The 25825-nt window shown below is 64.8% G+C and carries 24 protein-coding genes and 1 pseudogene; 21 read left to right on the top strand and 4 right to left on the bottom strand.

Features of this window, described 5'->3' with window-relative positions:
- The first annotated feature begins 5 nt into the window (after positions 1-5).
- Positions 6-827: a type I methionyl aminopeptidase gene (gene map, locus H9638_RS09355; RefSeq protein ID WP_225217248.1), complete on the top strand. Its 822-nt coding sequence runs from the start codon at positions 6-8 to the stop codon at positions 825-827.
- Here map and H9638_RS09360 read toward each other — a convergent pair.
- On the bottom strand, positions 805-1665 hold the full coding sequence (locus H9638_RS09360; RefSeq protein ID WP_191746930.1) for a cytochrome c oxidase assembly protein: 861 nt from the start codon (positions 1663-1665) through the stop codon (positions 805-807). The genes map and H9638_RS09360 overlap by 23 nt on opposite strands.
- The gene (locus H9638_RS09365) at positions 1665-2150 is read right to left on the bottom strand and encodes a DUF2243 domain-containing protein (protein WP_191746931.1); all 486 of its coding nucleotides are present in this window, start codon (positions 2148-2150) and stop codon (positions 1665-1667) included. Before H9638_RS09365 ends, H9638_RS09360 begins: the two co-directional genes overlap by 1 nt.
- A gap of 249 nt (positions 2151-2399) precedes the next feature.
- Between H9638_RS09365 and H9638_RS09370 the strand changes: the two genes are divergently transcribed.
- The 14 genes from H9638_RS09370 to glmM all read left to right on the top strand — a co-directional run bounded on the left by H9638_RS09370 (position 2400) and on the right by glmM (position 13967).
- Positions 2400-3395 (top strand): carbohydrate ABC transporter permease, encoded by a 996-nt coding sequence (locus H9638_RS09370; protein ID WP_191746932.1) that lies wholly within the window; start codon positions 2400-2402, stop codon positions 3393-3395.
- On the top strand, positions 3392-4216 hold the full coding sequence (locus tag H9638_RS09375) for a carbohydrate ABC transporter permease (protein WP_191746933.1): 825 nt from the start codon (positions 3392-3394) through the stop codon (positions 4214-4216). The genes H9638_RS09370 and H9638_RS09375 overlap by 4 nt, the downstream gene beginning before the upstream one ends.
- A 76-nt stretch (positions 4217-4292) precedes the next feature.
- The gene (locus H9638_RS09380; RefSeq protein ID WP_191746934.1) at positions 4293-5663 is read left to right on the top strand and encodes an ABC transporter substrate-binding protein; all 1371 of its coding nucleotides are present in this window, start codon (positions 4293-4295) and stop codon (positions 5661-5663) included.
- Positions 5660-6457: a glycerophosphodiester phosphodiesterase gene (locus tag H9638_RS09385; protein ID WP_191746935.1), complete on the top strand. Its 798-nt coding sequence runs from the start codon at positions 5660-5662 to the stop codon at positions 6455-6457. Before H9638_RS09380 ends, H9638_RS09385 begins: the two co-directional genes overlap by 4 nt.
- A 158-nt stretch (positions 6458-6615) precedes the next feature.
- The gene (infA, locus tag H9638_RS09390; RefSeq protein WP_055239372.1) at positions 6616-6837 is read left to right on the top strand and encodes a translation initiation factor IF-1; all 222 of its coding nucleotides are present in this window, start codon (positions 6616-6618) and stop codon (positions 6835-6837) included.
- A gap of 66 nt (positions 6838-6903) precedes the next feature.
- The gene (gene rpmJ / locus H9638_RS09395) at positions 6904-7017 is read left to right on the top strand and encodes a 50S ribosomal protein L36 (protein WP_012397712.1); all 114 of its coding nucleotides are present in this window, start codon (positions 6904-6906) and stop codon (positions 7015-7017) included.
- Positions 7018-7201: 184 nt separating this feature from the next.
- The gene (gene rpsM, locus H9638_RS09400; RefSeq protein ID WP_066295877.1) at positions 7202-7579 is read left to right on the top strand and encodes a 30S ribosomal protein S13; all 378 of its coding nucleotides are present in this window, start codon (positions 7202-7204) and stop codon (positions 7577-7579) included.
- Positions 7580-7646: 67 nt separating this feature from the next.
- Complete coding sequence (gene rpsK / locus H9638_RS09405; protein WP_066295874.1) at positions 7647-8048, top strand: 30S ribosomal protein S11; 402 nt, start codon at positions 7647-7649, stop codon at positions 8046-8048.
- Between the two features lie 190 nt (positions 8049-8238).
- Positions 8239-9249, top strand: coding sequence for a DNA-directed RNA polymerase subunit alpha (locus tag H9638_RS09410; protein ID WP_066295871.1), 1011 nt, complete (start codon positions 8239-8241; stop codon positions 9247-9249).
- A gap of 61 nt (positions 9250-9310) precedes the next feature.
- Positions 9311-9874: a 50S ribosomal protein L17 gene (gene rplQ / locus H9638_RS09415; protein WP_191746936.1), complete on the top strand. Its 564-nt coding sequence runs from the start codon at positions 9311-9313 to the stop codon at positions 9872-9874.
- A gap of 38 nt (positions 9875-9912) precedes the next feature.
- Positions 9913-10842 carry a tRNA pseudouridine synthase A gene (locus H9638_RS09420; RefSeq protein WP_191746937.1) on the top strand — a complete coding sequence of 310 codons (930 nt, stop codon included), beginning with the start codon at positions 9913-9915 and terminating at the stop codon, positions 10840-10842.
- A gap of 285 nt (positions 10843-11127) precedes the next feature.
- A complete protein-coding gene (gene rplM, locus H9638_RS09425; protein ID WP_055239378.1) occupies positions 11128-11571 on the top strand; it encodes a 50S ribosomal protein L13 in 444 nt (147 codons plus the stop codon).
- Between the two features lie 39 nt (positions 11572-11610).
- A complete protein-coding gene (gene rpsI, locus H9638_RS09430; protein WP_066295858.1) occupies positions 11611-12108 on the top strand; it encodes a 30S ribosomal protein S9 in 498 nt (165 codons plus the stop codon).
- Positions 12109-12596: 488 nt separating this feature from the next.
- A complete protein-coding gene (gene glmM, locus H9638_RS09435; protein ID WP_191746938.1) occupies positions 12597-13967 on the top strand; it encodes a phosphoglucosamine mutase in 1371 nt (456 codons plus the stop codon).
- A 163-nt stretch (positions 13968-14130) separates the two neighbouring features.
- Here the strand turns inward: glmM and mscL are convergent.
- Positions 14131-14508 (bottom strand): annotated as a pseudogene (gene mscL, locus H9638_RS09440) (large conductance mechanosensitive channel protein MscL); the annotation flags it as partial.
- Positions 14509-14538: 30 nt separating this feature from the next.
- Positions 14539-15519, bottom strand: coding sequence for a type I pantothenate kinase (coaA, locus tag H9638_RS09445; protein WP_191746940.1), 981 nt, complete (start codon positions 15517-15519; stop codon positions 14539-14541).
- 113 nt (positions 15520-15632) lie between these two features.
- Between coaA and glmS the strand changes: the two genes are divergently transcribed.
- From glmS to treZ, 6 genes are all read left to right on the top strand, one after another.
- Positions 15633-17510, top strand: coding sequence for a glutamine--fructose-6-phosphate transaminase (isomerizing) (glmS, locus tag H9638_RS09450; protein ID WP_191746941.1), 1878 nt, complete (start codon positions 15633-15635; stop codon positions 17508-17510).
- Positions 17511-17543: 33 nt separating this feature from the next.
- Positions 17544-17894: a holo-ACP synthase gene (locus tag H9638_RS09455; RefSeq protein WP_191746942.1), complete on the top strand. Its 351-nt coding sequence runs from the start codon at positions 17544-17546 to the stop codon at positions 17892-17894.
- A gap of 10 nt (positions 17895-17904) precedes the next feature.
- Positions 17905-19413, top strand: a complete 1509-nt coding sequence (locus H9638_RS09460; protein ID WP_191746943.1) for a bifunctional ADP-dependent NAD(P)H-hydrate dehydratase/NAD(P)H-hydrate epimerase — start codon at positions 17905-17907, stop codon at positions 19411-19413.
- Positions 19414-19506: 93 nt separating this feature from the next.
- Complete coding sequence (gene glgX / locus H9638_RS09465; RefSeq protein ID WP_191746944.1) at positions 19507-21693, top strand: glycogen debranching protein GlgX; 2187 nt, start codon at positions 19507-19509, stop codon at positions 21691-21693.
- Entirely contained in the window at positions 21690-24020 is a 2331-nt protein-coding gene (treY, locus tag H9638_RS09470) for a malto-oligosyltrehalose synthase (protein ID WP_191746945.1), read from the top strand. The genes glgX and treY overlap by 4 nt, the downstream gene beginning before the upstream one ends.
- On the top strand, positions 24017-25762 hold the full coding sequence (gene treZ, locus H9638_RS09475; RefSeq protein ID WP_191746946.1) for a malto-oligosyltrehalose trehalohydrolase: 1746 nt from the start codon (positions 24017-24019) through the stop codon (positions 25760-25762). Before treY ends, treZ begins: the two co-directional genes overlap by 4 nt.
- Positions 25763-25825: the final 63 nt, after the last annotated feature.

The following is a 25825-nucleotide window of genomic DNA, read 5'->3' on the forward strand; positions in this document are numbered from 1 at the left end:
AGACGTTGGCCCAGCCGCGGATCCAGTACAAAACCAACGCACAGATGCGCACCATGCGGGAAGCCGGCCTGGTGCTGATCAAGGCCCTCGACGCTGCGGTGGAAGCCGTTCGTCCGGGTATCACCACAGCGGAGCTCGACAAGGTCTTTGCCGCGGTGCTGGCTGAGGCCGGGGCCACGTCGAACTTCCTTGGCTACTACGGTTTCCCTGCGACGATCTGCACCTCAGTCAATGAGGAAGTCGTTCACGGCATCCCCGGTTCCCGCGTACTGGGCGAGGGCGACATCATCTCCATTGACGGTGGTGCGGTGGTTAACGGGTGGCATTCGGACTCGGCTAGGACAGTTATCGTCGGTGCCGCTGATCCCGAGGATCAGCGGCTGTCCGATGTCACCGAGAATGCCATGTGGCACGGCATTGCGGCCGCAGCCAAAGGCAGGTTCGTAGGTGACATTGGCGCCGCCGTCGATGACTATGTGAGCAGTGTCCCGGGCAAGCCGCTGGGCATCCTTGAAGATTACGTCGGCCACGGTATCGGTTCGGAAATGCACCAGGCACCGGACGTGCTGAACTACCGGACCAGCCACCGCGGCCCGAAGCTCAAGCCCGGAATGTGTCTGGCCATTGAACCGATGCTGGTACGCGGCGGGATCGAGACCAAGACGCTGGAAGACGACTGGACCGTTGTCACCACGGACGGGGCACGCTCCTGCCAGTGGGAACATTCCGTGGCTATCCACGAGAAGGGCATCTGGGTGCTGACCGCCCCCGACGGCGGTGCCTCCCGTCTGGCTCCGCTGGGTGTTACCCCGGTGCCGATTCCGTAGCTGCAGCTGTTTTCGCGTTGAAGGGCCCGTTCCGCCGATTGGCGGAGCGGGCCCTTTGCGTGGTGCTGCCCCTTCGCCTGGCGCTTCGTCCGGGCGGTTTCCGGTACCACTGAAGGCACATCAGGAAAATGACCGCGATTTCCACCGCGCCCCCGGCGTAGTACAGGACCATCGCCCCGGCTTCGCCCTGCTCCGCTGTGATTCCTGCCGGAGGAGTGGCATACAGGGACTTGGCCAGGACATTGTGCGCGGCCATGGTCAGGACCAGGATGGCCGCACGCAGGCGGAGGGAAGCACGGTGCGGGTTCGGATCACGGCCGATGAGCGCAGCGGTCCAGAGGTAGCCGGCGGCGGCCAGATGGAACGTCACCAGCCAGTGAACCGGCAGCTCGGTCCGCATGGCGTCGAAGAGCGGGGTGCGGAGCATCAGCACCATCCCGCCCATGGCCAGGACAGCCGCCGTGACCGGGTGGGCCAGGAAGCGGACCGGAATCGAGCGCAGAACCCTGACCAGGCGGCGGGTGGGAACGGGGTCCATAGTGCGCAGGGCCAGGGTCACCGGCCGGGAAATCACCAGCAGGAGAGGCCCCAGCATCCCGGCCAGGACGTGGGACACGGCCAGGAGGGTGAAGTTCCCATGGGCCTGGACCGGGAGCGGGCCGGCGGCCGTGACCAGCACTGCAGCGGTTCCGGCCGTGAACGCCACCGGACGGTAAACCGGCCAGACACCCGAGCGGGGTGAGAGCACGCCTGCCCAGTAGGCGGCGGCAGCTGCAGCCGCCGGAATCAGGAGCAGCAGGTCAACGGGCAGTCCGCCGGATTGGTGTGCGTGCAGCATCAGGCACTCGGACTGGCCGGAACCGCCGCACGGGTGCGGAAAAGCAGGAGGGCCCCGGCGGCCAGCAGCAGCACTGCCGCCAGATTCCAGATGAGGTCATAGGGCAGCAGCTCCACGCCATACCGGATTTGGTGGAGCGTGAGAACTTTGTGCTGGATGATGCCGTCGTAGAGCTGGAAGGCGCCGGTCCCCAGCAGGACAGCGCCCGTCCAGCGGACCGGAATGAGGCTGCGGTACCGGCGCAGGTCGGCGAACAGGAACAGGCCGGCTACGACGGCAAACCAGCCAAAAGCGTGAAACAACCCGTCTGAGAACAAGCCGGCTGCAGTCGTGGACTTGTCATAGAAGTGGTGCCACTGCAGGAGCTGGTGGAACACGACCTCGTCCAGGAAAGCGGCGATGCCGATGCCCACGAGGACACCGGAAAGCAGATTCCTGCGGCGGGCCCGGCGGGCCCGGTCCTGGGACAAGCTTGCGGAATTCATCCCCAGACCTTAGCAAACCGGTGCCGCCGGAAGGCGCAGCCCGGGCGCACCCCAGCCGCGCGTCCAGGCCCTCTCCCCGCCACACGGAGCCCGCGTCCGTCACAAAATGAACGGCCGCTGAACGCGCACTGAAAGCTCGGGCAACTGCTTCTGAAGACTCGTTGAACCGGAGACTTTTCCTGAATTCTCCGGCGCCAGGAAACCTACGCTGAAGGCATCAACCACCTGCCGACGAAGGTTCTTCGCCCCATGTCATCCACCACTTTGTCCCCGGCGCCGCCGGCCCGGCCAGGGATATCCGCACCCGCCAGCTCCGGCCCCGGGGGAGCAGCGCCAACGCTCCGGATCCGCCGGCCTGCCGGCAGGGCATCCCGGCGCCGCAGCAACTGGCTGCTGTTCCTCCTGCTGGCCGGCCCCAACATCGCGCTGCTGCTGGTCTTCACCTACAAGCCGCTGCTGCAGTCCCTCTACTTCTCCACCCTCCAGTGGAACATCGGCTCCAGCATTGCCAGGCCGGTGGGAATCCGGAATTACACGGACTGGTTCACCGCATCCTCCACACCCCAGATCGTGGGCGTCACGGTCGTCTTCACACTGGCCACGGTGGGCGGCGGGATGGTGATTGGGCTGCTCCTCGCGCTGCTGCTCAACAGCAGGCTGAAGCTCCGGGGCGCTGCCGGGACAATCATCGTCGCACCCTACGTTCTTTCGGGGGTTGCGGTTGGACTGCTCTGGCTGTTCGTCTTCGATCCGAACTTCGGTGTCACGTCCGCCCTGCTTCGGGCGCTCGGCATGCAGTCTCCGGACTGGTACAACGATCCGGGATCTGCACTGGCGATGGTGATCATCGTCTATCTCTGGAAGAACGCCGGCTACGTGGCCCTCATCTATCTGGCCGGACTCCAGGCGATCCCCAAAGACCTGCTGGAAGCAGCGTCACTGGACGGCGCCGGGAAGGTCCGCAGCCTGTTCGGGATCGTCCTGCCGCTGCTCGGTCCCACTACGTTCTTCCTCTCAGTGACCACCCTGCTCAGCTCGCTGCAGTCCTTCGACATCATCCAGGCGATGACCAAGGGCGGACCGCTGGAAGGCACGACCACCATGATGTACCAGATCTACCAGGAGGGCTTCACCCACGGAACGGCGGGGTACTCGTCGGCGATTGCCACCGTCCTCTTCGTGGTGCTGCTGGCCATCACCCTCATCCAGCTCAAATTCGTCGAAAAGAAGGTCCACTACTCATGAGCCGTACCCGGATCCGGATTGCCGGCTACGGCACCCTGCTGGCTGCCGTCGCGGTGATGGTCCTGCCGCTGGCCTGGATGCTGCTGGCCAGCTTCAAGGAACCCGATGAAATCTATACCGTCCCGATTCAGTGGCTGCCGGCGGCCTGGGACCTGTCCAATTACGCTGCAGCCCTGGAACGCGTACCGTTTGGCAGCTTCTTTGCGAACTCCCTGCTGGTGACGTTCATCGGAGCCTCGCTCAAGATCTTCCTGGGACTGACGACGGCGTATGCGCTGGTGTTCCTGGACGTCCCGTTCAAGAAGGTGTTCTTCGCCGTCGTGATCTTCGCCCTCCTCATTCCCCAGCAGATCGTCATCATCCCCAACTACACCCTGGTCGCGGAGCTCGGCTGGCTGAACACCTACCAGGGCATGATCCTGCCCGGGCTGGCCAGCGCCTTTGGCACGTTCCTCTTCCGCCAGCATTTCCTGTCCCTTCCGGCCTCCGTACTGGAAGCGGCGGGGCTCGACGGCGCCGGCCACCTGCGCAGGCTGTTCCAGTTCGTGGTGCCGATGTCAGCACCCACCATCGCCGCCGTCGCCCTCGTCTCGGTGGTCAACGAATGGAACGAATACCTCTGGCCGCTGCTGGTCGTGGACAAGGCGGACATGATGACCCTCCCGGTCGGTCTGACGCTGCTGCAGAACAACGACGGCGTCACCAATTGGGGCGTGCTGATGGCGGGAACGGTCCTGGTGACTGTGCCGGTGCTGGCCCTCTTCTTTGTGCTCCAGCGCCGGATTGTCTCCGGCCTGACCGCCGGTGCCGTCACGGGCTAAGCCCGTCCTGAATTTCCTCCCAACCCCGTCCCGTCCATCTATCCGCCCGCAAGACCCAGGAAACACAAAGGAAACCATGAACAAGCGACTCGCCCCTGCCTCACTTCCCGCCGCCGGCCTCACCCGCCGCAACATCCTTGCCCTTGCCGGAATCCTCGGAGGCTCAGCTGCCCTCGCCGCCTGCGGGGGACCCTCCACCGCCGGCGAAGGCGGAGCGGTGAAGGCCGCCGGAACTGACTGGTCCGCGGTCACCCCGGCGAAGCAGATCACCTGGTGGTCCAACCACCCCGGAGCCTCCAAACCGATTGAAGAGGAACTGATCCGCCGCTTTACCCAGGAAACGGGTATCGGGGTGGAGCTGGTCACCGCCGGTGCCAACTACGACGAAGTCGCCCAGCGCTTCCAGTCCTCGGCCGGTACGGACAATGTCCCGGACCTGGTCGGGGCCAGCGACGTCTGGTGGTTCCGCTACATGATCAACGGCCAGATCATTCCGGTGGACAGCCTCGCCGCGCACCTGGAGATCGATACCAGGGACTACAATACCGGCCTGTACAACGACTACCAGTTCGGCGAAGACCACTGGGCCTTCCCCTACGCCCGCTCCACCCCGCTGTTCTACTACAACCGGGACCTCTTCAAAGCTGCCGGCCTGCCGGACCGCGCGCCGAAGACCTGGACCGAATACAACGACTGGGCGCCGGCCCTGGCCGCAGCCAACAACGGGGCAGTGCCGATGTCCCTGGGGAAGGGCACCTCCTGGTCGGCCTGGTGGTTCTGCAACATCATGTGGGGCCTGGGCGGCTCCTACTCCGACGAGTGGACGCTGACGCTTGACGACCCGAAGACCATCGAAGCAGGCGAGTTCCTCCGCCGCATGATGAACCAGGACAAAACCCTCACCGTGTCCGCCGCTGACTATGTAGCCGACTTCACGGCAGGGGTCAGCACCTGCACCATCGCCTCCACCGGCTCACTGAGCGGCATCCTGGAAGCCGCGAAGTTCGACGTCGGCACCGGGTTCCTGCCCGAAGGTCCGGAAGGCGCGGCCTGCCCGACGGGCGGCACCGGCATCGCCATCGCGGCGGATAAGACCCCGGAACAGCAGCTGGCAGCAGCAATGTTCCTGAAGTTCATCGGCAAACCGGAACAGACCGCCTACTTCTCGGCGAACACCGGGTACATGCCGGTGCGCACCTCCGCAGCCGACGGCGAAACCATGCAGGCCGTGTACGCGAAGGCGCCGCAGTTCCGGACGGCAGTCGACCAGCTGGCCACCACCCGGGTGCAGGACTGGGCACGCTCCTTCGTCCCCTCCGGCGACCAGGCCCTGACCACCGCGCTGGAGAAAATCATGCTGCAGGACACCCCGGCGGCCGAGGCCTTCGCCGCAGCCGCGGAGGCCATCGGCAAGTCCTTTGAACAGAACGTTGAGCCGTACCTGTGAACCGCCCGCTGCCCGGCCCGGGGGAGATGCTGAACATTGCCCACCGCGGGAACTCCTCTCAGGCCCCAGAAAACACCCTGGCTGCCTTCGCCTCAGCGGCGGCGGCCGGGGCCGCGATGATCGAGACGGATCTGCAGCTCAGCTCCGACGGCACCGCGGTGCTCATCCATGACGCCAGCCTGTCCCGGACAGCCGGCAGCGATGCACTTGTGGGGCGGACAACAGCTGCCCGCCTGCGGGAAGCTGATGCGGGCTCCTGGTTCGCGCCGGAGTTCGCCGCCGAGCGGATCCCGGACCTGCCCGACCTGATTGCCTTCGCGGCAGGGCACCCGGAGATAGCCTGGCTGCTGGAGTTCAAGGGGGAGTGGAGCGTCAGCGCGCTGGCATCCGCGGCGGAACTGCTGCAGGCGGGCGGACTCAGCTCCCGCTGCCTGCTTCAGGGATTCTCCCGCCAGACAGTGCGGAACCTTTCCGAGGCCGCGCCGGACCTGGCGCGCGGGCTGCTGATCGCCGCAGCCCCTCCTCCGCGGCAGGACGCGGAACTGCTGAACTTCCTGGCCGACGTCGATGCCGCCGCCTGCAACCCGCACGGAGCGGTCCTCGCGGCCGCTCCGGAACTGGTGGAAACCCTGCACTCCAACGGGCAGGCGGTCTACAGCTGGACGCTGAACCAACAGGACCAATGGGCCGCGGCAGTGTCTGCCGGCGTCGACGGGATCATTACGGATCATCCCGCCGAACTCGCGGGCTGGCTGCGGCAGGCAGGCCCAGGCCGGACGGTCCCTGGGATTTAACTTATCGGGCATCGTACCGTAGAGTTATCTGTTGGTTGTCTCTACATTCGTGCCCTTTTCCATCCGGTGTATTCCGGTGGGTCAGGTCTCGGCGAGGCCGCCAAAAACCAAAACCGCTGCCCGCGTAATCAAGGGCGGCACAGACGTTAGCGGAGGATATGGCCAAGAAAGACGGCGTCATAGAGATTGAGGGCTCGGTCAACGAAGCCCTGCCCAATGCGATGTTCCGCGTTGAGCTGGCCAACGGCCACATTGTGCTCGCACACATCTCGGGAAAGATGCGTCAACACTACATTCGCATCCTCCCCGGAGACCGCGTTGTGGTGGAACTTAGCCCGTACGACCTCACCCGGGGCCGTATCGTCTACCGCTACAAGTAACAACAAGGCTCCGGTGTTTCCGAAGGAAGTCCGGAGTTCATCCCTGCAACCACGCAAAGGAAAACCATGAAGGTCCAGCCGAGCGTCAAGCAGATCTGCGATAAGTGCAAGGTGATTCGCCGTAACGGCCGAGTCATGGTGATCTGCGAGAACCCGCGCCACAAGCAGCGCCAGGGCTAACTAGCGGCTAACGTCCAAGGACCCGCAGGGGGCCTGGGGCACGCTAAGCCCACGCGTAGTAATTGAATATGGCAGTACAGCGTCTGATACGCGTGACGCATACCCCCGGTACGGAGGCCGGGGACCTGGCAACGGGGACGTACTGCCTCAGACCTCCGGTATTACCCAAAGGAGAACCGCCAATATGGCACGTCTCGCCGGCGTAGACATTCCCCGCGAAAAGCGGGTTGTCATTGCGCTTACCTACATCTACGGCGTGGGCAAGACCCGTGCAGAGCTGACCTTGGCAGAGACCGGCATCAGCCCGGACACTCGCGTCAAGGACCTCACCGACGCTGAACTCGTTCAGCTGCGTGACTACATCGAGGGCAACTTCAAGGTTGAGGGTGACCTCCGCCGCGAGGTAGCAGCAGATATCCGCCGCAAGGTTGAAATCGGCAGCTACCAGGGCATCCGCCACCGCCGCGGCATGCCTGTCCACGGCCAGCGCACCAAGACCAACGCTCGTACCCGCAAGGGCCCGAAGCGCACCGTTGCCGGTAAGAAGAAGGCCGGCCGCTAAATAACGCGGTCCAGGCCATGACCTGCACAGTCAGGTCACCTATTCCAAACTCTTTGTAGGAGAAGTAATGCCCCCCAAGACTCGTGGAGCGGTACGCAAACCGCGTCGCAAGGATAAGAAGAATATTGCGCTCGGCCAGGCGCATATCAAGAGCACTTTCAACAACACCATCGTGTCCATCACGGACCCGTCCGGTGCTGTTATCTCATGGGCTTCTGCCGGTGAGGTTGGCTTCAAGGGCTCCCGCAAGTCCACCCCGTTCGCTGCACAGATGGCTGCTGAAGCCGCTGCCAAGCGCGCCCAGGAACACGGCGTCCGCAAGGTCGACGTCTTCGTGAAGGGCCCGGGCTCCGGACGCGAGACCGCCATCCGTTCGCTCCAGGCCACCGGCCTGGAAGTTGGCACCATCCAGGATGTCACCCCGAGCGCACACAACGGCTGCCGTCCCCCGAAGCGCCGCCGCGTCTAATTCGCATTCGTTGCCGGTGCCGGCACCGCCCGTCGGGTCTGCTCTGCTTAGTGCAGGCAGGCCCGAAGGGCGGTCCGGCCCGGGTGCGAGGCTGCTAGCCGTCCAAGACGCGCGCGGGGTCGCCCCGTCGTCGTCGTTTCCACCATTTGTGCTGCGTCATATAGCGGACGCTCGCTGAAAGGAAATGCAAGTGCTCATTGCACAGCGCCCCACCCTCACAGAAGAAGTCGTAGCCGACAACCGGTCCCGGTTCATCATCGAACCGCTGGAACCCGGCTTTGGCTACACCCTCGGCAACTCGCTTCGCCGTACGCTGCTTTCCTCCATCCCCGGTGCTGCCGTAACCAGCATCCGGATCGACGGAGTGCTGCACGAGTTCACCACCGTTCCGGGCGTTAAGGAGGATGTCACTGAGATCATCCTGAACGTCAAGAACCTGTCGGTGTCCTCCGAGCACGACGAGCCCGTCGTGGCTTACCTGCGCAAGCAGGGCCCCGGCGTCGTCACCGCTGCGGACATTGCTCCGCCGGCCGGCGTGGAGTTCCACAACCCGGATCTGCACATCGCCACCCTGAACTCGAAGGGCAAGTTCGAACTTGAACTGACCATCGAGCGTGGACGTGGCTACGTTTCCGCAAGCCAGAACAAGTCCGGCGACCAGGAGATCGGCCGTATTCCGGTTGACTCCATCTACTCGCCGGTCCTGAAGGTAACCTTCCGCGTGGAGGCTACCCGTGTCGAGCAGCGCACCGACTTCGACCGCCTGATTGTCGACGTCGAAACCAAGGATGCCATTGCACCGCGCGACGCCGTCGCGTCCGCAGGCACCACCCTGGTTGAGCTCTTCGGCCTGGCCCGTGAACTGAACACTGCAGCTGAAGGCATCGAAATCGGCCCGAGCCCCACGGATGCCGCACTGGCAGCCGATATGGCCCTGCCGATTGAGGACCTTGAGCTGACCGTGCGCTCCTACAACTGCCTCAAGCGCGAAGGCATCCACAGCGTGGGTGAACTCGTTGCCCGCTCCGAGGCTGACCTGATGGACATCCGTAACTTCGGTGCGAAGTCCATCGATGAGGTGAAGGCGAAGCTGGTTGAACTGGGTCTGTCCCTGAAGGATTCCCCTCCCGGGTTCGACCTTGCAGCCCGCGCCGCAGCCATTGAAGAGGACGAGTCCGAATTCTCGGACGACGAGCTCTAACTACGCAAAATCATGCCGCCGTGCCTGAGCACAGTGCGGCACCGTTTGAGGAGAAAAAGTAATGCCTACACCCACCAAGGGTAAGCGCCTCGGAGGCAGCCCGGCTCACCAGCGCCTGATGCTGGCGAACCTGGCCGCACAGCTGTTCGAGCACAAGCAGATCACCACCACGGTGACCAAGGCCAAGCGCCTGCGTCCCTACGCAGAACGCCTGATCACGTTCGCAAAGCGCGGAGACCTGTCTTCCCGCCGCCGCGTCCTGGCCCTGATCTCTGACAAGGGCCTCGTTCACGAGCTCTTCACCGAGATCGCACCGGCCGTTGCCCAGCGCGACGGCGGCTACACCCGTATCACCAAGATCGGCAACCGCAAGGGCGACAACGCTCCCATGGCTGTCATCGAACTGGTTCTGGAACCGCTGTCCGCAAAGCAGTCTGTTGTTGCCGAGGCATCCACCGCTGCTGCTGCCGCTGCTCCCGCTCCGGTTGCTGAATCCGCCGATTCGGCTGAATCCGCTGACTCTGCCGAGTCCGCTGACTCTGCCGAGTCCGCCGAGTCTGCTGACTCCGCTGAGTCTGCTGACTCCGCAGATGAAGCTGCCGAGGCAACTGAAGAGAAGAAGTAATTCTCTGATTGATCCTTTGTGCCCTTAATATTGAGGGTATGAGTATCGAGAGACCCGCCGTTCCGAACGTGGACGGCGGGTCTTTTCGTGTCCGGCTGGACCTGGCCTACGACGGCGCGCCCTTCTCCGGCTGGGCCACCCAACCCGGGTTCCGCACTGTCCAGGGCACGCTGGAGGCAGCCCTTGCCGTGCTGATCCGCCGGCCCGTCCGTGTGACGGTGGCGGGGCGGACAGATGCCGGTGTCCATGCCCGCGGCCAGGTGGTCCACTTTGATCTGGCGGCAGCGGAGTGGCAGGCGCTGTCCAGGGGCAAGGAGCTGGATCCCTCCACGGCGCTTCGACGCAGGCTGCGCGGCGTGCTCAACCGCGAACTGACCATGCCGCTGAAGGAAAGCGGGACCTCCCGGCGGACAGCTGAAGCCCTGGCCGGCGCCATCGAGGTCCGCGCCGTCTCGCTGGCACCTGAGGGTTTCGACGCCCGGTTCTCGGCCCTGTGGCGCAGATACAGTTACCGGATCGCGGACCGGGATACGACGTGGGATCCGCTGCTGCGCAGCATCAGCCTCTGGTACAAGGTCCCGGTCGATGAGAATGCCATGAATGAAGCTGCCGCAGGGGTGCTGGGGATCCAGGATTTCCTGTCCTTCTGCAAACCGCGGGTGGGAGCCACGACCATCCGGGAGCTGCAGGAATTCAGCTTTGTCCGGGGTTCAGACGGAGTCCTCACCGCCCACCTGCAGGCCGATGCCTTCTGCCACAACATGGTGCGCTCCCTGATCGGAGGAGCGCTGCTGGTTGGTGCGGGGGAGCGGCGGCCGCAGTGGCTGGCGGAACGCATGTTCGCCCGCATCCGCGACTCCAAGTCCATCCTCGCAGCGCCGCATCCGCTGGTGCTGGAGGAAGTCCGCTACCCCAGCCCGGACCAGCTGCTGGCACGGGCGGAAATGACCCGGGCCCGGAGGGTATAGAGAAGGGCATAGAATAGTCAGGACAGTCGCGTGCACCGGACTTTGACCTGGCCCGGCAAGCACGCTATTGTTTATAGTCGTTGTGCGTGTCCTACCTCGATAGGTCTATGCCCACGGGAGCGGCTCAGTTGCAGAGCCACCTGGCCCCGGGGAGATAGCCGAGAACTCAGGACCACTGGTTACATCAGTCCTCACCTGACCGTCCGGTAACGCATAGAGAAGCTGCGTGGCGTATGGCATCCATACGCGGCGCGCCACCTAAGAAGAAGAAACGAAGGCAAAAACGTGCGTACGTACACCCCGAAGCCCGGCGACATCAACCGCCAGTGGCACGTCATTGACGCCACCGACGTTGTCCTAGGCCGTCTTGCCAGCCAGACCGCAACACTGCTGCGCGGAAAGCACAAGCCGACCTTTGCCCCCCACATGGACATGGGCGATTTCGTCATCATCATCAACGCTGAGAAGGTTGCCCTGACCGGCGCCAAGCTCGAACAGAAGCGTGCCTACCGCCACTCCGGTTTCCCGGGCGGTCTGTCCTCCGTCAACTATGCCGAACTGCTGGAAAAGAACCCGGTGCGCGCAGTTGAGAAGGCCATCCGCGGCATGCTGCCCAAGAACTCCCTCGCTGCACAGCAGATGGGCAAGCTGAAGGTATACAAGGGTGCCGAGCACCCGCATGCCGCACAGCAGCCCAAGACCTTCGAAATCACCCAGGTCGCCCAGTAGTTCTGGCCCGCCAACTAAGAAATTAATTCAAGGAGAATCGTGGCTCAGAACACTGAAGAGCTGAATGACAACACCGAGGAGCTCACCAGCTACACCTCGGAAAGCACCGACGCTGCCCAGGCGGAGGTCAAGGAGCGTCCGGCCCTGACCGTCGCCGGCTCCGCCGTCGGCCGCCGCAAGGAAGCCATTGCACGCGTCCGGGTTGTCCCGGGCACCGGCAAGTGGATCGTCAATGGCCGCGAACTGGCTGACTACTTCCCGAACAAGCTGCACCAGCAGGAAGTCAACGAGCCGTTCAAGCTTCTTGACCTCGACGGTGCTTACGACGTTATCGCCCGTATCCACGGCGGCGGCGCTTCCGGCCAGGCAGGCGCACTGCGTCTGGGTGTCGCTCGCTCGCTGAACGAGATCGACCGCGAAAACAACCGCCCCGCCCTGAAGAAGGCCGGCTTCCTGACTCGTGACGCCCGCGTCATCGAGCGCAAGAAGGCAGGTCTCAAGAAGGCCCGCAAGGCACCTCAGTACTCCAAGCGCTAGAAAGCGCTTTCCCCCGTTGCTGCCGCTGGCGCGTCAGCAACGGGGGGCCCGCAGCGCTTTCTGGCGCTCGGATCCCCAAGCGCTAATTCAGCGCTCCCGTTCTGCCAGCGCTGAAGCGCCTGCAGAACGGGGCCCTCGCGCTGAATTGGCGCTTGGCTCCACAAGCGCTCACTGGGTGCTTGGGTTCACAAGCGTCATTTCGGCGCTACCAGAGTTACGGCCGCTGTGGCGTCCACAACTCTGGGGCAGCAAAATACCCCCGGCTTCGGCCGGGGGTATTTTGCTTAAGCTACTGGTCAGCAGACGGTGCCCGGCGGGTACAGTTCGCTGGAAAGGACGGAAAGTCCTGTCATTCGGCTTGGCTGCGAGAGCGGCGTTTGGGCGCAGGCCTTGCTTGGGTGGCAGAATAGGCGCGGGGGTTGCAAGCTGGAACCCCTGCTGGGCAACTGCATGCTTGGTTACTACATGCTGTTAAGGATTCTTTGAACATGACACGACTGTTTGGTACCGACGGCGTCCGGGGACTGGCTAACGGCTTGATCACTGCCGAAGTGGCACTGGGACTGGCACAGGCTGCCGCCGTCGTCCTGGGACACCGGCAGGTTCCCGCAGGGAAGCGTCCGGTAGCGGTGGTGGCACGGGATCCACGGATCAGCGGCGAGTTCATTTCCGCCGCGGTGGAGGCAGGGCTTGCGAGTTCAGGCGTCGATGTTTTCGATGCCGGTGTCCTCCCCACCCCAGCGGCGGCCTACCTGGTAGCCGACCTTGATGCAGACTTCGGCGTGATGATTTCCGCATCCCATAACGCTGCTCCGGATAACGGCATCAAATTCCTGGCCCGCGGAGGCCAGAAGCTCGACGACGCGCTGGAAGATGCGATCGAAGCTGAGATGGATGCGCCGAATCCCCGTCCCACCGGTGCTGCCGTCGGCCGGATCCAGCGCTTTGCCGACGCCGAGGACCGTTACATCGTTCACCTTCTCCAGACCCTTCCGCACCGCCTCGAGGGCCTGAAGGTCGTCCTGGACTGTGCCCATGGAGCCGCGAGCGGATGCTCGCCCCAGGTCTTCGCCGATGCCGGTGCCGAAGTAGTGGTGATCGGAGCCGAACCGGACGGCATCAACATCAACGACGGTTACGGCTCCACCCACCTCGGCCCGCTGCAGGAAGCTGTCCTGCAGCACGGTGCGGACCTCGGCATCGCCCACGACGGAGACGCCGACCGCTGCCTCGCAGTGGATGCCGAGGGCAACGTCGTTGATGGTGACCAGATCATGGCCATCATGGCCGTAGCCATGAAGGCGTCCGGGGAACTGAAGGACGATGCCCTCGTAGCCACAGTCATGAGCAACCTCGGACTGAAGCTCGCGCTGCGGGAAGCCGGAATCAGCATCCGGGAAACCGGGGTAGGGGACCGGTACGTCCTGGAAGCCATGCGCGAGGGTGGTTACAGCCTCGGCGGCGAGCAGTCCGGCCACGTCATTTTCTCCAAGTACGCGACCACCGGAGACGGTGTCCTCACCGGCCTGCAGCTGGCCGCCCAGATGGCCAGGAGCGGCCGCAGCCTGAAGCAGCTGGCAAGCATCATGGAGAAACTTCCCCAGGTGCTGATCAACGTAAAGAACGTCGACAAATCCGCGGCCTCCTCCAACGAGGCCGTTCGGCGGGCCGTGATTGACGCCCAGGAGAAACTCGGTGAGACGGGCCGTGTCCTGCTGCGCCCGTCGGGGACCGAACCTCTGGTCCGGGTCATGGTTGAAGCGGCCGATATGGAAACCGCGCGGACAGTTGCCGAAAAGCTGGCAGCAACTGTCGAAGCAAACCTCTCATTGGCAGCCACTGAGGGCGCAGGCGTCTAACCGCTGCCCCCTGCTCCGGCCTGGTATCTCCAGAGCGGGAAAGTCAGGTGAGTGGAGTACCGGCGGACTGGCTGGGCTGGGTGGCCTGGTGGGATTGACCGGCCTGGCTGAAATGTCCGGCCTGGCTGGATTGTTCGGCCTGGCTGGATTGTTCGGACTGAGCGCTGAGGGCGTCCCGGATTTCGGTCAGCAGCACGATCTGCGGGTCCACGGCGGCTGACGGTTCGATGCCAAGGCGGCGGTTGCGCCGCTCGATCATTTTGTTCATCGGCAGGACGACCACGAAGTACACGGTCGCCGCCACGAGCAGGAAGTTGACGACGGCGGTGAGCAGGACACCGAACCGCACCGCGTTGCCGTTGAGTTCCAGGACCGCGAAACTGTCGAAGTTCGGCGATCCGGTGAGGCCGGAGATGAACGGCATCAGCACTGCGGAGACCATGGCGTTGACGACCGCGGTGAACGCGGTTCCAATGATGACGGCGACGGCCAGATCCAGCACGTTGCCTTTCATGATGAAGTTTTTGAACCCGTTAAGCATTGGCCCAGACTACCGGCTGCCCGGATGCTCCTAGGTCTTGCGCAGGAGCATCCGGCGGACGGAATGGTCCGCGTCTTTGGTGAGGACCAGCTGGGCCCGGCCGCGGGTCGGCAGGACATTCGTCACGAGGTTGGGCTCGTTGATGCGCTTCCAGATGTCCAGGGCCGTTTCACGGGCTTTCTGGTCCGTGAGGCCGGCATAACGGTGGAAGTAGGAGGCAGGGTTGGCAAAAGCGCCGCTGCGCAGCGATTGGAAGCGCTGGACGTACCACTCCTCGATGTAGGCGGTCCGCGCGTCGACGTAGATGGAAAAGTCGAAGAAATCGCTGAGCGCCAGCCCGGAGCGTCCATCCGGGCGGGTCCGCGCGGGTGCCAGGACGTTGAGCCCTTCGACGATCAGGACGTCCGGACGGCGGACCACGATTTCGGAATCCGGAACAATGTCATAGGTGAGGTGCGAATAACGCGGGGCCCTCACCTCCTCGGCGCCGCTCTTGACCGCGCTGACGAAGCGCAGCAGCCGCCGGCGGTCATAGCTTTCCGGGAACCCCTTGCGTTCCATGAGGCCGCGGCGCTTGAGCTCGGCGTTGGGGTACAGAAAACCGTCGGTGGTAATAAGTTCGACATTCGGGGTGTCCGGCCAGCGCCGCAGCATCTCCCGGAGCACGCGGGCCGTCGTGGATTTTCCGACGGCGACCGAACCGGCGACCCCGATCACAAACGGTGTCCTTGTGGTTTGTTCACCCAGGAAGGTGGTGGTGGCATTGTGCAGCTTGCCGGCCGCCGCCACGTAGAGATTCAGCAGCCGGGAGAGCGGCAGATAGACCTCGCGGACCTCATCCAGGTTCAGCTGGTCGCCGAGCCCGCGCAGGCGCGTGATGTCGTCCTGGTTCAGCGGAGACTCGATCTCGTGGGACAGGCGTGACCAGGTTTGCCGGTCCAGCTCAACGAAGGGGGTGAAATTGCTCTCATGGCCGTTGCCCGGCGAGGACTTCGGAGTTGGTTCGGTCACTCTAGGAATTGTGCACTGCCGGGGCGGTCAATCCAAACAAGGCTCCGGGACCGGGAGGCGGGAACGGGGCGGCGTTTAGACCGTCACCGCCAGCTGCCGGTAGTCTAATCATCATGTGTGGAATCGTAGGTTATACCGGCCGCCCGGGCGCTGCCGCAGCTATTGGGCACAGCGCCCTGGACGTCGTGATGGAAGGCCTTCGCCGGCTGGAATACCGCGGCTACGATTCAGCCGGCGTCGCCGTGCTGACCGGGACCGGAATGGAGTCCCGCAAGAAGTCGGGCAAGCTGGCGAACCTGGTTGCTGAACTTGAAGCAGACCCGCTTCCGGAAGCAACCACGGGCATCGGCCACACGCGCTGGGCCACCCACGGCGGACCGACCGACGGCAACGCCCACCCGCACCTGGCGGACGGCGGCCGCCTTGCCGTCATCCACAACGGCATCATCGAGAACTTCGCAGAGCTGAAGGAAGAACTCCTCGCCGCAGGCGTCGGGTTCAAGTCGGAAACCGACACCGAAGTTGCTGCAGCACTGCTGGGCCGCATTTACGCTTCCACCGGTGGACAGGACCTGGCCCGCAGCATGCAGCTCGCCTGCCAGCGCCTCGAAGGGGCGTTCACGCTGCTGGCCATCCATGCCGATTCCCCGGACACCGTAGTCGCCGCCCGCCGCAACTCTCCGCTGGTCGTGGGACTTGGCGAGGGCGAGAACTTCCTCGGCTCCGATGTGTCCGGCTTCATCGACTTCACCCGCCGTGCCGTGGAACTGGGCCAGGACCAGATTGTCACGATCACTCCGGATTCCGTCGAAATCACCGACTTCCACGGCCTCCCGGCCGAGGGCACCGAATTTGAGGTCAACTGGGACGCTGCCGCCGCGGAAAAGGGCGGCTATGACTCCTTCATGGAGAAGGAAATCAACGACCAGCCCCAGGCCGTTGCCGACACCCTGCTGGGCCGGTTCGACGCCGACGGGCGCCTCACCCTGGATGAGCTGCGCGTCAGCCCCGAAGCGCTGAAGTCGATCAACAAGATCATGGTCCTGGCCTGCGGCACTTCCGCCTATGCCGGCCAGGTCGCCAAGTACGCCATTGAGCATTGGTGCCGCATCCCGGTGGAGGTCGAGCTCAGCCATGAGTTCCGGTACCGCGATCCGATCGTCGATTCCAATACTCTGATCGTCGCCATCTCGCAGTCCGGTGAGACCATGGACACGCTCATGGCCGTGCGCTACGCCAAGGAACAGGGCGCCAAGATCCTGGCCATCTGCAACACCAACGGCTCCACCATTCCGCGGGAAGCGGATGCCGTGCTGTATACCCACGCCGGGCCGGAAATCGCCGTCGCCTCCACCAAGGCTTTCCTTGCCCAGATCACCGCCACCTACCTGCTGGGCCTCTACCTGGCGCAGGTGCGCGGCAATAAGTTCCAGGGCGAAATCAAGGACATCCTGGCCGACCTCGCCAAGGTGCCCGCCAAGATCCAGCAGGTGCTCGACGGTGCCGGTGCGATCAAGGAGCTCGGCCAGCTGATGGCCGGCACCTCTTCCGTCCTCTTCCTCGGCCGCCATGTCGGGTTCCCTGTCGCCATGGAAGGCGCCCTGAAGCTGAAGGAACTGGCCTACATCCATGCCGAGGGCTTCGCCGCCGGCGAGCTCAAGCACGGGCCGATCGCGCTGATCGAAGAAGGCCAGCCGGTGTTCGTCGTTGTTCCCTCGCCCCGCGGCCGGGATTCGCTGCACGCCAAGGTCGTCTCCAACATCCAGGAAATCCGGGCCCGCGGCGCCAAGACCATCGTCATCGCGGAAGAGGGAGACGACGCCGTCAAGGCTTACGCCGAGTACGTCTTCTACGTTCCGGAGACGCCGACGCTGCTGGCCCCGCTGCTGACTACGGTGCCGCTGCAGATCTTTGCCTGCGCCCTGGCCACTGCCAAGGGATTCGACGTCGACCAGCCGCGTAACCTGGCAAAGTCCGTCACGGTCGAGTAGCGGAGCGGACCAAACCTGCCGGAGGGGGCACCAATGATTGTCGGTATTGGCGTGGATGTCGTGGACATAAAGCGTTTCGGGCGCCAGCTCGAGCGTACTCCCGGGCTTCGGTCCCGGCTCTTCGTTCCGGCGGAACGGGAGCTGAACGTGCGGTCCCTGGCGGCACGGTTTGCCGCGAAGGAAGCGGTGGCCAAGGCCCTCGGCGCGCCAGCCGGCATGAACTGGCAGCACTGCCGGATTGAGCTGGATTCCTCCGGCGCGCCGCAGATCATTGTCGAAGGAACCGTTGCTGCAGCAGCCGAGCATAAGGGTGTCCGCACCTGGCACCTCTCCCTGAGCCACGACGGCGGCCTCGCCACTGCCATGGTGGTAGCTGAGGGCTAGTCTGGTACGCATGATCAGTGCGTACTCCGGCACCGCCGTCCGGGCAGCAGAACAACCGCTCCTCGATGCCGGCGCCGGGCCGGACCTGATGCAAAAAGCGGCCTACGGCCTTTACCACGCGGCCAGCGGGCTGCTCTCCAGCCGGCGCGGCCGGATCTACGGTTCGAAGACGGTGGTCCTGGCCGGAGCCGGCAACAACGGCGGTGACGCTCTGTACGCTGCGTCCCGCCTTCTGGCCCGCGGCGGCAGTTCCACCGCCGTGCTCACAGCCGCAGATGTGCACCCAGCCGCCCTGGCCGCCTTCCGCCGGCGCGGCGGGAAAGTCCTGACCCTCACCGAGGAAAATACCGGAACGGTTCTTGAGCTCTGCAGGGCCTCCGATCTGGTGCTGGACGGGATTCTCGGCACCGGAGGGAAGGGGGGACTCCGGTCCCCGGCAGCAGGGCTGGCAGTGCTGGAGCCGGCGCGCCTGCGCCGTGGCGAGGCTCCCGCCGTCGTCGCCTGCGACCTGCCCAGCGGGATCAACGCAGATACAGGTGAAGCGCGCGGAGCGTATCTGCGTGCAGACCTGACGGTCACCTTCGGTGCACCAAAGGCCGGACTGATGGCCGGCCCCGGCGCTGCAGCAGCCGGACAGATCGAGTGCGTGGACATCGGCCTCTCCCCGCAGCTGCGAACCGCCGGCATCCAGCGGCTGGAGGACGCGGACATCGCGGATCTCCTCCGCCCCCCGGCGCCCGGGGACCATAAGTACAGCCGCGGAGTGCTCGGCATTGCTGCCGGTTCAACAAAGTATCCCGGCGCCGCCGTCCTGGCCACCGGCGCCGCTCTGGCCACCGGGGTGGGTATGGTCCGCTTTCTGGGACCGGAGCCGGTCTGCCAGCTGATCAACCTCCTGCACCCCGAAGCCGTCTGTTCCCAAGGCGGCGTGGCGCAGGCCCACGTCCAGGCCTGGGCCGCGGGACCCGGCGCCGGTGAGGACGAAGGGCAGCTCCGCAGGGCGGTGGACGCCATGGCTTCGGGACTTCCCGCCGTGATCGACGCCGACGCGATCGCCGCCGCCGGGCCGGGCCTTGGCCCGCAGGTCATCCTGACACCGCACGCCGGGGAACTCACTGCGCTGCTCAACAGCCTGGGAAACCGCACTGACCGGGCGGCCGTGGAAGGGGACCCGCTGAGCCATGTCCGCCACGCCGCGGACCTGACCGGAGCCACTGTGCTGCTCAAAGGCTGGGCCACCCTCGTGGCCGCTCCCGGCGGGCCGGTCTACAGCCAGGCCGAAGCGACACCGTGGCTGGCGACCGCCGGCAGCGGCGACACACTCTCCGGAATCCTGGGCGCACTGCTCGCCACTGACACCAGCGGCCCCGGCAGCCCCGGACATTACGCGCGGCTTGCCGCGGCGGCAGCGAGTATCCATGGCCGTGCAGGCACCCTTTCTGCGCGGGGAGGTCCCGTGGAGGCCTCCGGTCTCCCGGCGAGCGTCCGCCGGGTCCTGGCCGGCTTTCTGCAGGATTGACCCGCGAGCACCGCGCCGCGGCGGCTGGCATACTGTAGAAAGTAAGCAGGCATAGTATTTGTCTGCCGCCCGCACAGCAGTCAGGAGCTCTGAATGGAAGTCTGGCCCGGAGATGCATACCCGCTGGGTGCCACGTATGACGGCAACGGCACCAACTTCGCCCTCTACAGCGAGGTGGCGGAATCGGTAACGCTCTGTCTGTTCGATGAGGACGGGTCCGAATCGCGCATTCCGCTGACCGAGGTGGACGGGTACGTCTGGCACTGTTATCTCCCGCATGTGGTCCCCGGCCAGCAATACGGCTACCGGGTGGACGGGCCCAACGATCCGGGCCAGGGCAACCGCTGCAACCCCAACAAGCTGCTCCTGGACCCGTATGCCAAGGCCGTCTCCGGGCAGATCGACTGGGATCAGTCGCTGTTCGGCTACAACTTCGGCGATGAAGATTCCCGCAATGATGAAGACTCCGCCCCTCACATGATGAAGGGCGTGGTGATCAACCCGTTCTTCGACTGGGATGGGGACCGGCGCCCCCGCACCATGTACCACCAGTCGGTGATCTATGAGGCTCACGTCAAGGGGCTGACCGAGCTGCACCCCGAGGTCCCGGAGGAACAGCGCGGGACGTACGCCGGCATCGCCCACCCCGCGGTGATCGCGCACCTGCAGAAACTGGGTGTGACCGCACTGGAACTGATGCCGGTTCACCAGTTCGTCAACGACTCAACGCTGCAGGAAAAGGGCCTCTCCAACTACTGGGGCTACAACACCATCGGTTTCTTCGCTCCGCAGAACACCTACGGAGCCACCGGCGAGAACGGCCAGCAGGTCCAGGAATTCAAGGCGATGGTCAAAGCCCTCCACCTGGCCGGCATCGAAGTGATCCTGGATGTGGTCTACAACCACACGGCTGAAGGCAACCACCTGGGGCCCACACTCTCCTTCCGGGGCATCGACAATGCTGCGTATTACCGGCTTATGGAGGACGACAAGCGGTACTACATGGACTACACCGGCACGGGCAACTCCCTGAACGTCCGTAACCCGCACTCCCTGCAGCTGATCATGGATTCGCTGCGCTACTGGGTCACGGAAATGCATGTGGACGGCTTCCGCTTCGACCTCGCGTCCGCGCTGGCCCGGGAGTTTTACGACGTCGACAGGCTCTCCAGTTTCTTCGAACTGGTGCAGCAGGATCCGGTGGTCTCCCAGGTCAAGCTCATTGCCGAACCGTGGGACATCGGCCCCGGTGGCTACCAGGTGGGGAACTTCCCGCCGCAGTGGACGGAGTGGAACGGAAAATACCGGGACACGGTGCGGGACTTCTGGCGCGGCGAGCCCTCCACGCTGGGTGAGTTCGCGTCCCGGATCACCGGCTCGGCGGACCTATACGAAACCTCGGGCCGCCGCCCGGTGGCGTCCATCAACTTTGTCACGGCCCATGACGGCTTTACCCTCCAGGATCTGGTCTCCTACAACGAAAAACACAACGAGGCCAACGGCGAAGACAACAACGACGGCGAATCCCACAACCGTTCCTGGAACTGCGGAGTCGAAGGGCGCACCGACGATCCGCTGGTACTCTCACTGCGCGCCCGCCAGCAGCGCAACTTCCTGGCCACGCTGCTTTTGTCCCAGGGCGTGCCGATGATCGCCCACGGAGATGAGCTCGGCCGGACCCAAAAGGGCAACAACAACACCTACGCGCAGGACTCTGAGCTGAGCTGGATCAACTGGGACCAAATGGACGCTCCGCTGATGGAGTTCGCCTCCGCGGTCAGCAAGCTCCGCGCCGAGCACCCGACGTTCCGCCGGCGGAGGTTCTTCGACGGGCGTCCGGTCGCCCGGGGAGAGGGCGACGCGCTGCCGGACATTGTCTGGCTGAACGAGGACGGAAGTCCCATGCAGCCGGAGGACTGGGATACCCAGCTCGGCCGTTCGCTCGGTGTGTTCCTCAACGGGCAGGGCATCCCCGGCAACGACCGCCGCGGGCAGCCGATCACGGACCTGAACTTCCTGCTCTATTTCAATGCCGACGACGATCCGGTGACGGTGACGCTGCCCTCCCAGGAACACGGGGAGCTGTGGGACCAGGTGATCGATACTGCCGGTGAATACGCCGACTCGGAGCCCGTGGCTGCTGACAACAAGATTTCGGTTGCAGCGAAATCAATGGTGGTGCTGAGGCAGCACGTCCGCAACGAAGAGGTCCCTGACCACTCCGTCGCGGCGTCGCTGGCCGCACTTGCCGGAGCCAAGACACGGGAGAGCGCCGTATGAGAACCCCGCGGTCCACCTACCGGCTGCAGATCCATGCAGGGTTCACCCTTTACGACGCCGCTGACCTGGTCCCCTACCTCAGTGACCTGGGGACGGATTGGATCTATCTTTCCCCGCTGCTGACGGCGGAGGAGGGCTCGGCCCACGGTTATGACGTGACGGACCCGTCGGCGATAGATCCGGCCCGGGGCGGACCTGACGGCTTCCGCGCCTTGGCCGAGGCAGCCCACGCGGCGGGAATGCGGGTGCTGGTGGACATTGTGCCGAACCACATGGGGGTGGCGACTCCGCGCGCCAACCGCTGGTGGTGGTCCGTGCTGAGTGAGGGCCCGGCGTCGCGCTATGCCGAAGCCTTCGACATCGACTGGGCGGCCGGCGGCGGGAAACTGCGGCTTCCCATGCTGGGGGAGGGCGGCGATGAACTTGACCGGCTCCGGATCGAAGAGGGGGAGCTGCGGTACTACGACCACGCCTTTCCCATCGCGGACGGCACCTACCGGTCCGGGGACTCGCCGCAGGCCGTGCATGAGAGGCAGCACTACGAGCTGATCAATTGGCGCCGTGCCGATGATGAGCTGAACTACCGCCGGTTCTTCGGCATCACCACGCTCGCTGGGGTGCGCGTGGAAGTGCCGTGGGTGTTCGAGGAAAGCCACGCCGAAATCCGGCGGTGGTTCCGGGAGGGGCTGGCCGACGGGCTCCGGATCGACCATCCGGATGGGCTGGCCGATCCGGCGGGATACCTGCAGCGCCTGGCGGAGCTGACCGGGGGCGCGTATGTCCTGGTGGAAAAAATTCTTGAACACGAGGAGGCTCTGCCGGAGAGCTGGCCCGTCGCGGGAACCACCGGTTATGACGCGCTCGCCGACGTGGACCGGCTCTTTATTGACCCGGCTGCTGCACCCGCGCTGAGCGCAGCTTCCGGGGCCGGACCGTACCGGGACTTGATCCACGACACCAAACGTGCGGTCGCAGACGGGCTGCTGCACTCCGAAGTGCAGCGGCTGGCCCGGCTGGTCCCGGCAGAGACGGGGATGGACACTGTCACGGCAGCGGATGCCTTCGCCGAACTGCTGGCCTGCTTCCCCGTCTACCGCAGCTACCTTCCCGACGGTGCCGTGTATCTGGAGGAGGCGGGCCGTGCCGCCAAAGTCCGCCGGCCGGACCTCGAAGCTGCGATCGACACGCTCCTTCCGCTGCTGGCCGGCGGGGAAGCAGCGGGGACACAGCCGGGCACGGGCCTCAACGAACTGGCCCTGCGGTTCCAGCAGACCTCCGGCATGGTCATGGCCAAGGGTGTCGAGGACACGGCGTTCTACCGGTACACGCGGCTCACTTCGCTGAACGAAGTTGGGGCAGATCCGTCGATTTTCGCGCTCGAACCCTACGACCTGCACCTGCGGATGCTCCGGCGGCAGCAGGAGCTCCCCGCGTCAATGACTGTGCTCAGCACCCATGACACCAAGCGGAGCGAAGACACGCGGGCCCGGATCAGTGTCCTGTCCGAACTGCCGCAGGAATGGACAGATACCGTCACCGAGCTTGATCGACTCCTCCCGCTGGGGGACCGGGACCTAGCGGACCTGCTCTGGCAGGCATTCGTTGGTGCCTGGCCGCTGGAGCGGGACCGGGCTCACGCCTACGCCGAGAAGGCGGCCCGGGAAGCCGGACACAGCACCAGCTGGACCTCGCCCGACGAGGCTTTCGAGAAGCAGCTCCATGCGCTGGTGGATGCCGCGTACGACCACCCGGATGTCCGTGCCATTGTGGTGTCCTTCGCGGAACGCATTACGCAGGCGGGACGCTCCAACGCCCTGGGCGCCAAACTGGTGCAGCTGACCATGCCCGGCGTTCCGGACGTCTACCAGGGAACTGAGCTGTGGGACCACTCGCTGGTGGACCCGGACAACCGCCGTCCGGTCGATTTCGATCTGCGTGCCCGGATAGCCGCCAGCCAACCCCGGGAAATCAGTGTGGTGCCGCCCATCGACGAGTCCGGGGCCGCCAAATTCCTGGTGACCCGGGAAGCCCTGCGGCTGCGCCGCGGCCGTCCGGAACTGTTTACCGGCTATACCGCGCTGAGCGTGGAGGGACCGGCCTCGAAGCACCTCTTCGGGTTTGACCGGGGAGGGGTCCTGACGCTGGTCACCCGGCTGCCGCTCGGACTGGCAGCAGCCGGCGGATGGAACGGAACAACGGTGCAGCTGCCCGCCGGCACCTACCGGAACCGGCTCACGGGAGCGGCCCACAGCGGCGGCGAGACGGATGTGGAAACCCTGTTCAGCACCTATCCCGTGGCGCTCCTGGCACTGGAGGGGGAACCGTGAACTCTGACTTCGATGTGTGGGCACCCAACGCGGACACCATGAGGCTCCTGGCCGATGGCCGGGAACTCCAGATGAGCCCCGGACAGGACGGGTGGTGGCACGTCCAGCACGCGGCGCTGGACGGCGATATTGATTATGGCTACCTCATCGACGAGGACACCACCCCGGTTCCCGACCCCCGCTCACGCCGCCAGCCGAACGGCGTCCATGGTCTCTCCCGCACCTTCGACCCGGATGCCTATGAATGGCACGACACCGGCTGGTCCCCGCCCGGGCTGAACGGCGGGGCCATTTACGAACTCCACGTAGGGACGTTCACCCCGGAGGGCACGCTGGATGCGGCCGCCGGAAAGCTGGACTACCTCGCGGACCTTGGTGTTCAGTACGTCGAGCTGATGCCGGTGAATGCCTTCAACGGCACCCACAACTGGGGCTACGACGGTGTGCTCTGGTACGCGGTCCACGAAGGCTACGGCGGTCCCCACGCGTACCAGCGGTTCGTGGATGCAGCCCACTCCCGGGGCCTGGGCGTCATCCAGGACGTCGTTTACAACCATTTGGGACCCAGCGGCAACTATCTGCCGAGGTTCGGTCCCTACCTGCACCAGGACAACGGCAATGACTGGGGAGACTCGGTCAACCTTGACGGACCGCTCTCCGATACCGTCCGCCAGTTCATCCTGGAGAACGTGGAGATGTGGTTCCGGGACTACCACGTGGACGGGCTCCGGCTGGATGCGGTCCACGCCCTCAGGGACGAGCGGGCCCTGCATATCCTCGAGGAGATGGCGGCCCGGGTCGACAACCTGGCTGCAGACCTCGGCAGTGAACTGTTCCTAATCGCTGAATCGGATTTGAACAACCCTCGGCTGATCACCCCGCGGAACCGTGGCGGATACGGCCTCGACGGGCAGTGGGCGGACGATTTCCACCACGCTGCGCACAGCAACCTCACCGGTGAAAACGGCGGCTACTACGCAGACTTCGATTCCCTGGGAGCCCTGGCCAAGGTGCTCCAGGACGGCTTTTTCCACGACGGCTCGTACTCTTCGTTCCGGCAGCGCAGCCACGGCAGGCCCCTGGACAAAGGCGTGCACAACGCCAACCAGCTGGTTGTAGCGGTGCAGAACCATGACCAGATCGGGAACCGGGCGGCGGGGGACAGATTGACGCAGAGCCTCGGTTACGAAGAGCTGGCGCTCGCAGCCGTGCTGAACCTGACATCTTCCTTTACGCCCATGATCTTTATGGGCGAGGAGTTCGGGGCTTCGACGCCGTGGCAGTTCTTCACCTCCCATCCGGAGCAGGAGCTCGGCCGGGCAACCGCGGAGGGCCGGCTGAGGGAATTCGCCCGGATGGGCTGGGACCCCTCGCTGGTTCCGGATCCACAGGATCCGCAGACATTCCAGAACTCCAAACTGGACTGGTCGGAAGCCGGCGTCGGCGCTCACGCCCGGCTCCACCGGCTCTACCGGGACCTTCTGGCACTGCGCCGGACGGTCCCTGATCTGAGGGAACCCGGCTTCCGGAACATCGTCGTCGAGTTCGATGAGGCTTCGCGCTGGCTCACCGTCCTGCGCGGCCGGACCACCGTCGTTTTGAACTTTGCGGACTCACCGTGCAAGGTGCCGCTGCCGCTGCAGGAACCGGTGAAGGTACTCCTTGAAACGGGACCCGCGGTTTCCCGCGGGGGCGCCATCCAGCTCCCTGCCTATGGGGCGGCAATCGTCTCCGGCAGCTGAGAACCGGCGCAGGACACCGGCGGAAGGTGCTCGATTCGCTGCCGTCAGGATGGCAGGATGATG

The sequence above is a fragment of the Arthrobacter pullicola genome (assembly GCF_014836875.1).
Lineage (GTDB): Bacteria > Actinomycetota > Actinomycetes > Actinomycetales > Micrococcaceae > Arthrobacter_B > Arthrobacter_B pullicola.

Bases quoted from the DNA above. Each gene is read 5' to 3' on its own strand.
- glmS (WP_191746941.1), top strand. From the start codon at position 15,633: ATGTGTGGAATCGTAGGTTATACCGGCCGCCCGGGCGCTGCCGCAGCT.
- infA (WP_055239372.1), top strand. From the start codon at position 6,616: ATGGCCAAGAAAGACGGCGTCATAGAGATTGAGGGCTCGGTCAACGAA.
- glgX (WP_191746944.1), top strand. From the start codon at position 19,507: ATGGAAGTCTGGCCCGGAGATGCATACCCGCTGGGTGCCACGTATGAC.
- glmM (WP_191746938.1), top strand. From the start codon at position 12,597: ATGACACGACTGTTTGGTACCGACGGCGTCCGGGGACTGGCTAACGGC.
- treY (WP_191746945.1), top strand. From the start codon at position 21,690: ATGAGAACCCCGCGGTCCACCTACCGGCTGCAGATCCATGCAGGGTTC.
- rplQ (WP_191746936.1), top strand. From the start codon at position 9,311: ATGCCTACACCCACCAAGGGTAAGCGCCTCGGAGGCAGCCCGGCTCAC.
- H9638_RS09420 (WP_191746937.1), top strand. From the start codon at position 9,913: ATGAGTATCGAGAGACCCGCCGTTCCGAACGTGGACGGCGGGTCTTTT.
- H9638_RS09360 (WP_191746930.1), bottom strand. From the start codon at position 1,665: ATGCTGCACGCACACCAATCCGGCGGACTGCCCGTTGACCTGCTGCTC.
- H9638_RS09375 (WP_191746933.1), top strand. From the start codon at position 3,392: ATGAGCCGTACCCGGATCCGGATTGCCGGCTACGGCACCCTGCTGGCT.
- H9638_RS09365 (WP_191746931.1), bottom strand. From the start codon at position 2,150: ATGAATTCCGCAAGCTTGTCCCAGGACCGGGCCCGCCGGGCCCGCCGC.
- rpsM (WP_066295877.1), top strand. From the start codon at position 7,202: ATGGCACGTCTCGCCGGCGTAGACATTCCCCGCGAAAAGCGGGTTGTC.
- rpsK (WP_066295874.1), top strand. From the start codon at position 7,647: ATGCCCCCCAAGACTCGTGGAGCGGTACGCAAACCGCGTCGCAAGGAT.
- H9638_RS09370 (WP_191746932.1), top strand. From the start codon at position 2,400: ATGTCATCCACCACTTTGTCCCCGGCGCCGCCGGCCCGGCCAGGGATA.
- H9638_RS09455 (WP_191746942.1), top strand. From the start codon at position 17,544: ATGATTGTCGGTATTGGCGTGGATGTCGTGGACATAAAGCGTTTCGGG.
- H9638_RS09380 (WP_191746934.1), top strand. From the start codon at position 4,293: ATGAACAAGCGACTCGCCCCTGCCTCACTTCCCGCCGCCGGCCTCACC.
- H9638_RS09460 (WP_191746943.1), top strand. From the start codon at position 17,905: ATGATCAGTGCGTACTCCGGCACCGCCGTCCGGGCAGCAGAACAACCG.
- rpmJ (WP_012397712.1), top strand. From the start codon at position 6,904: ATGAAGGTCCAGCCGAGCGTCAAGCAGATCTGCGATAAGTGCAAGGTG.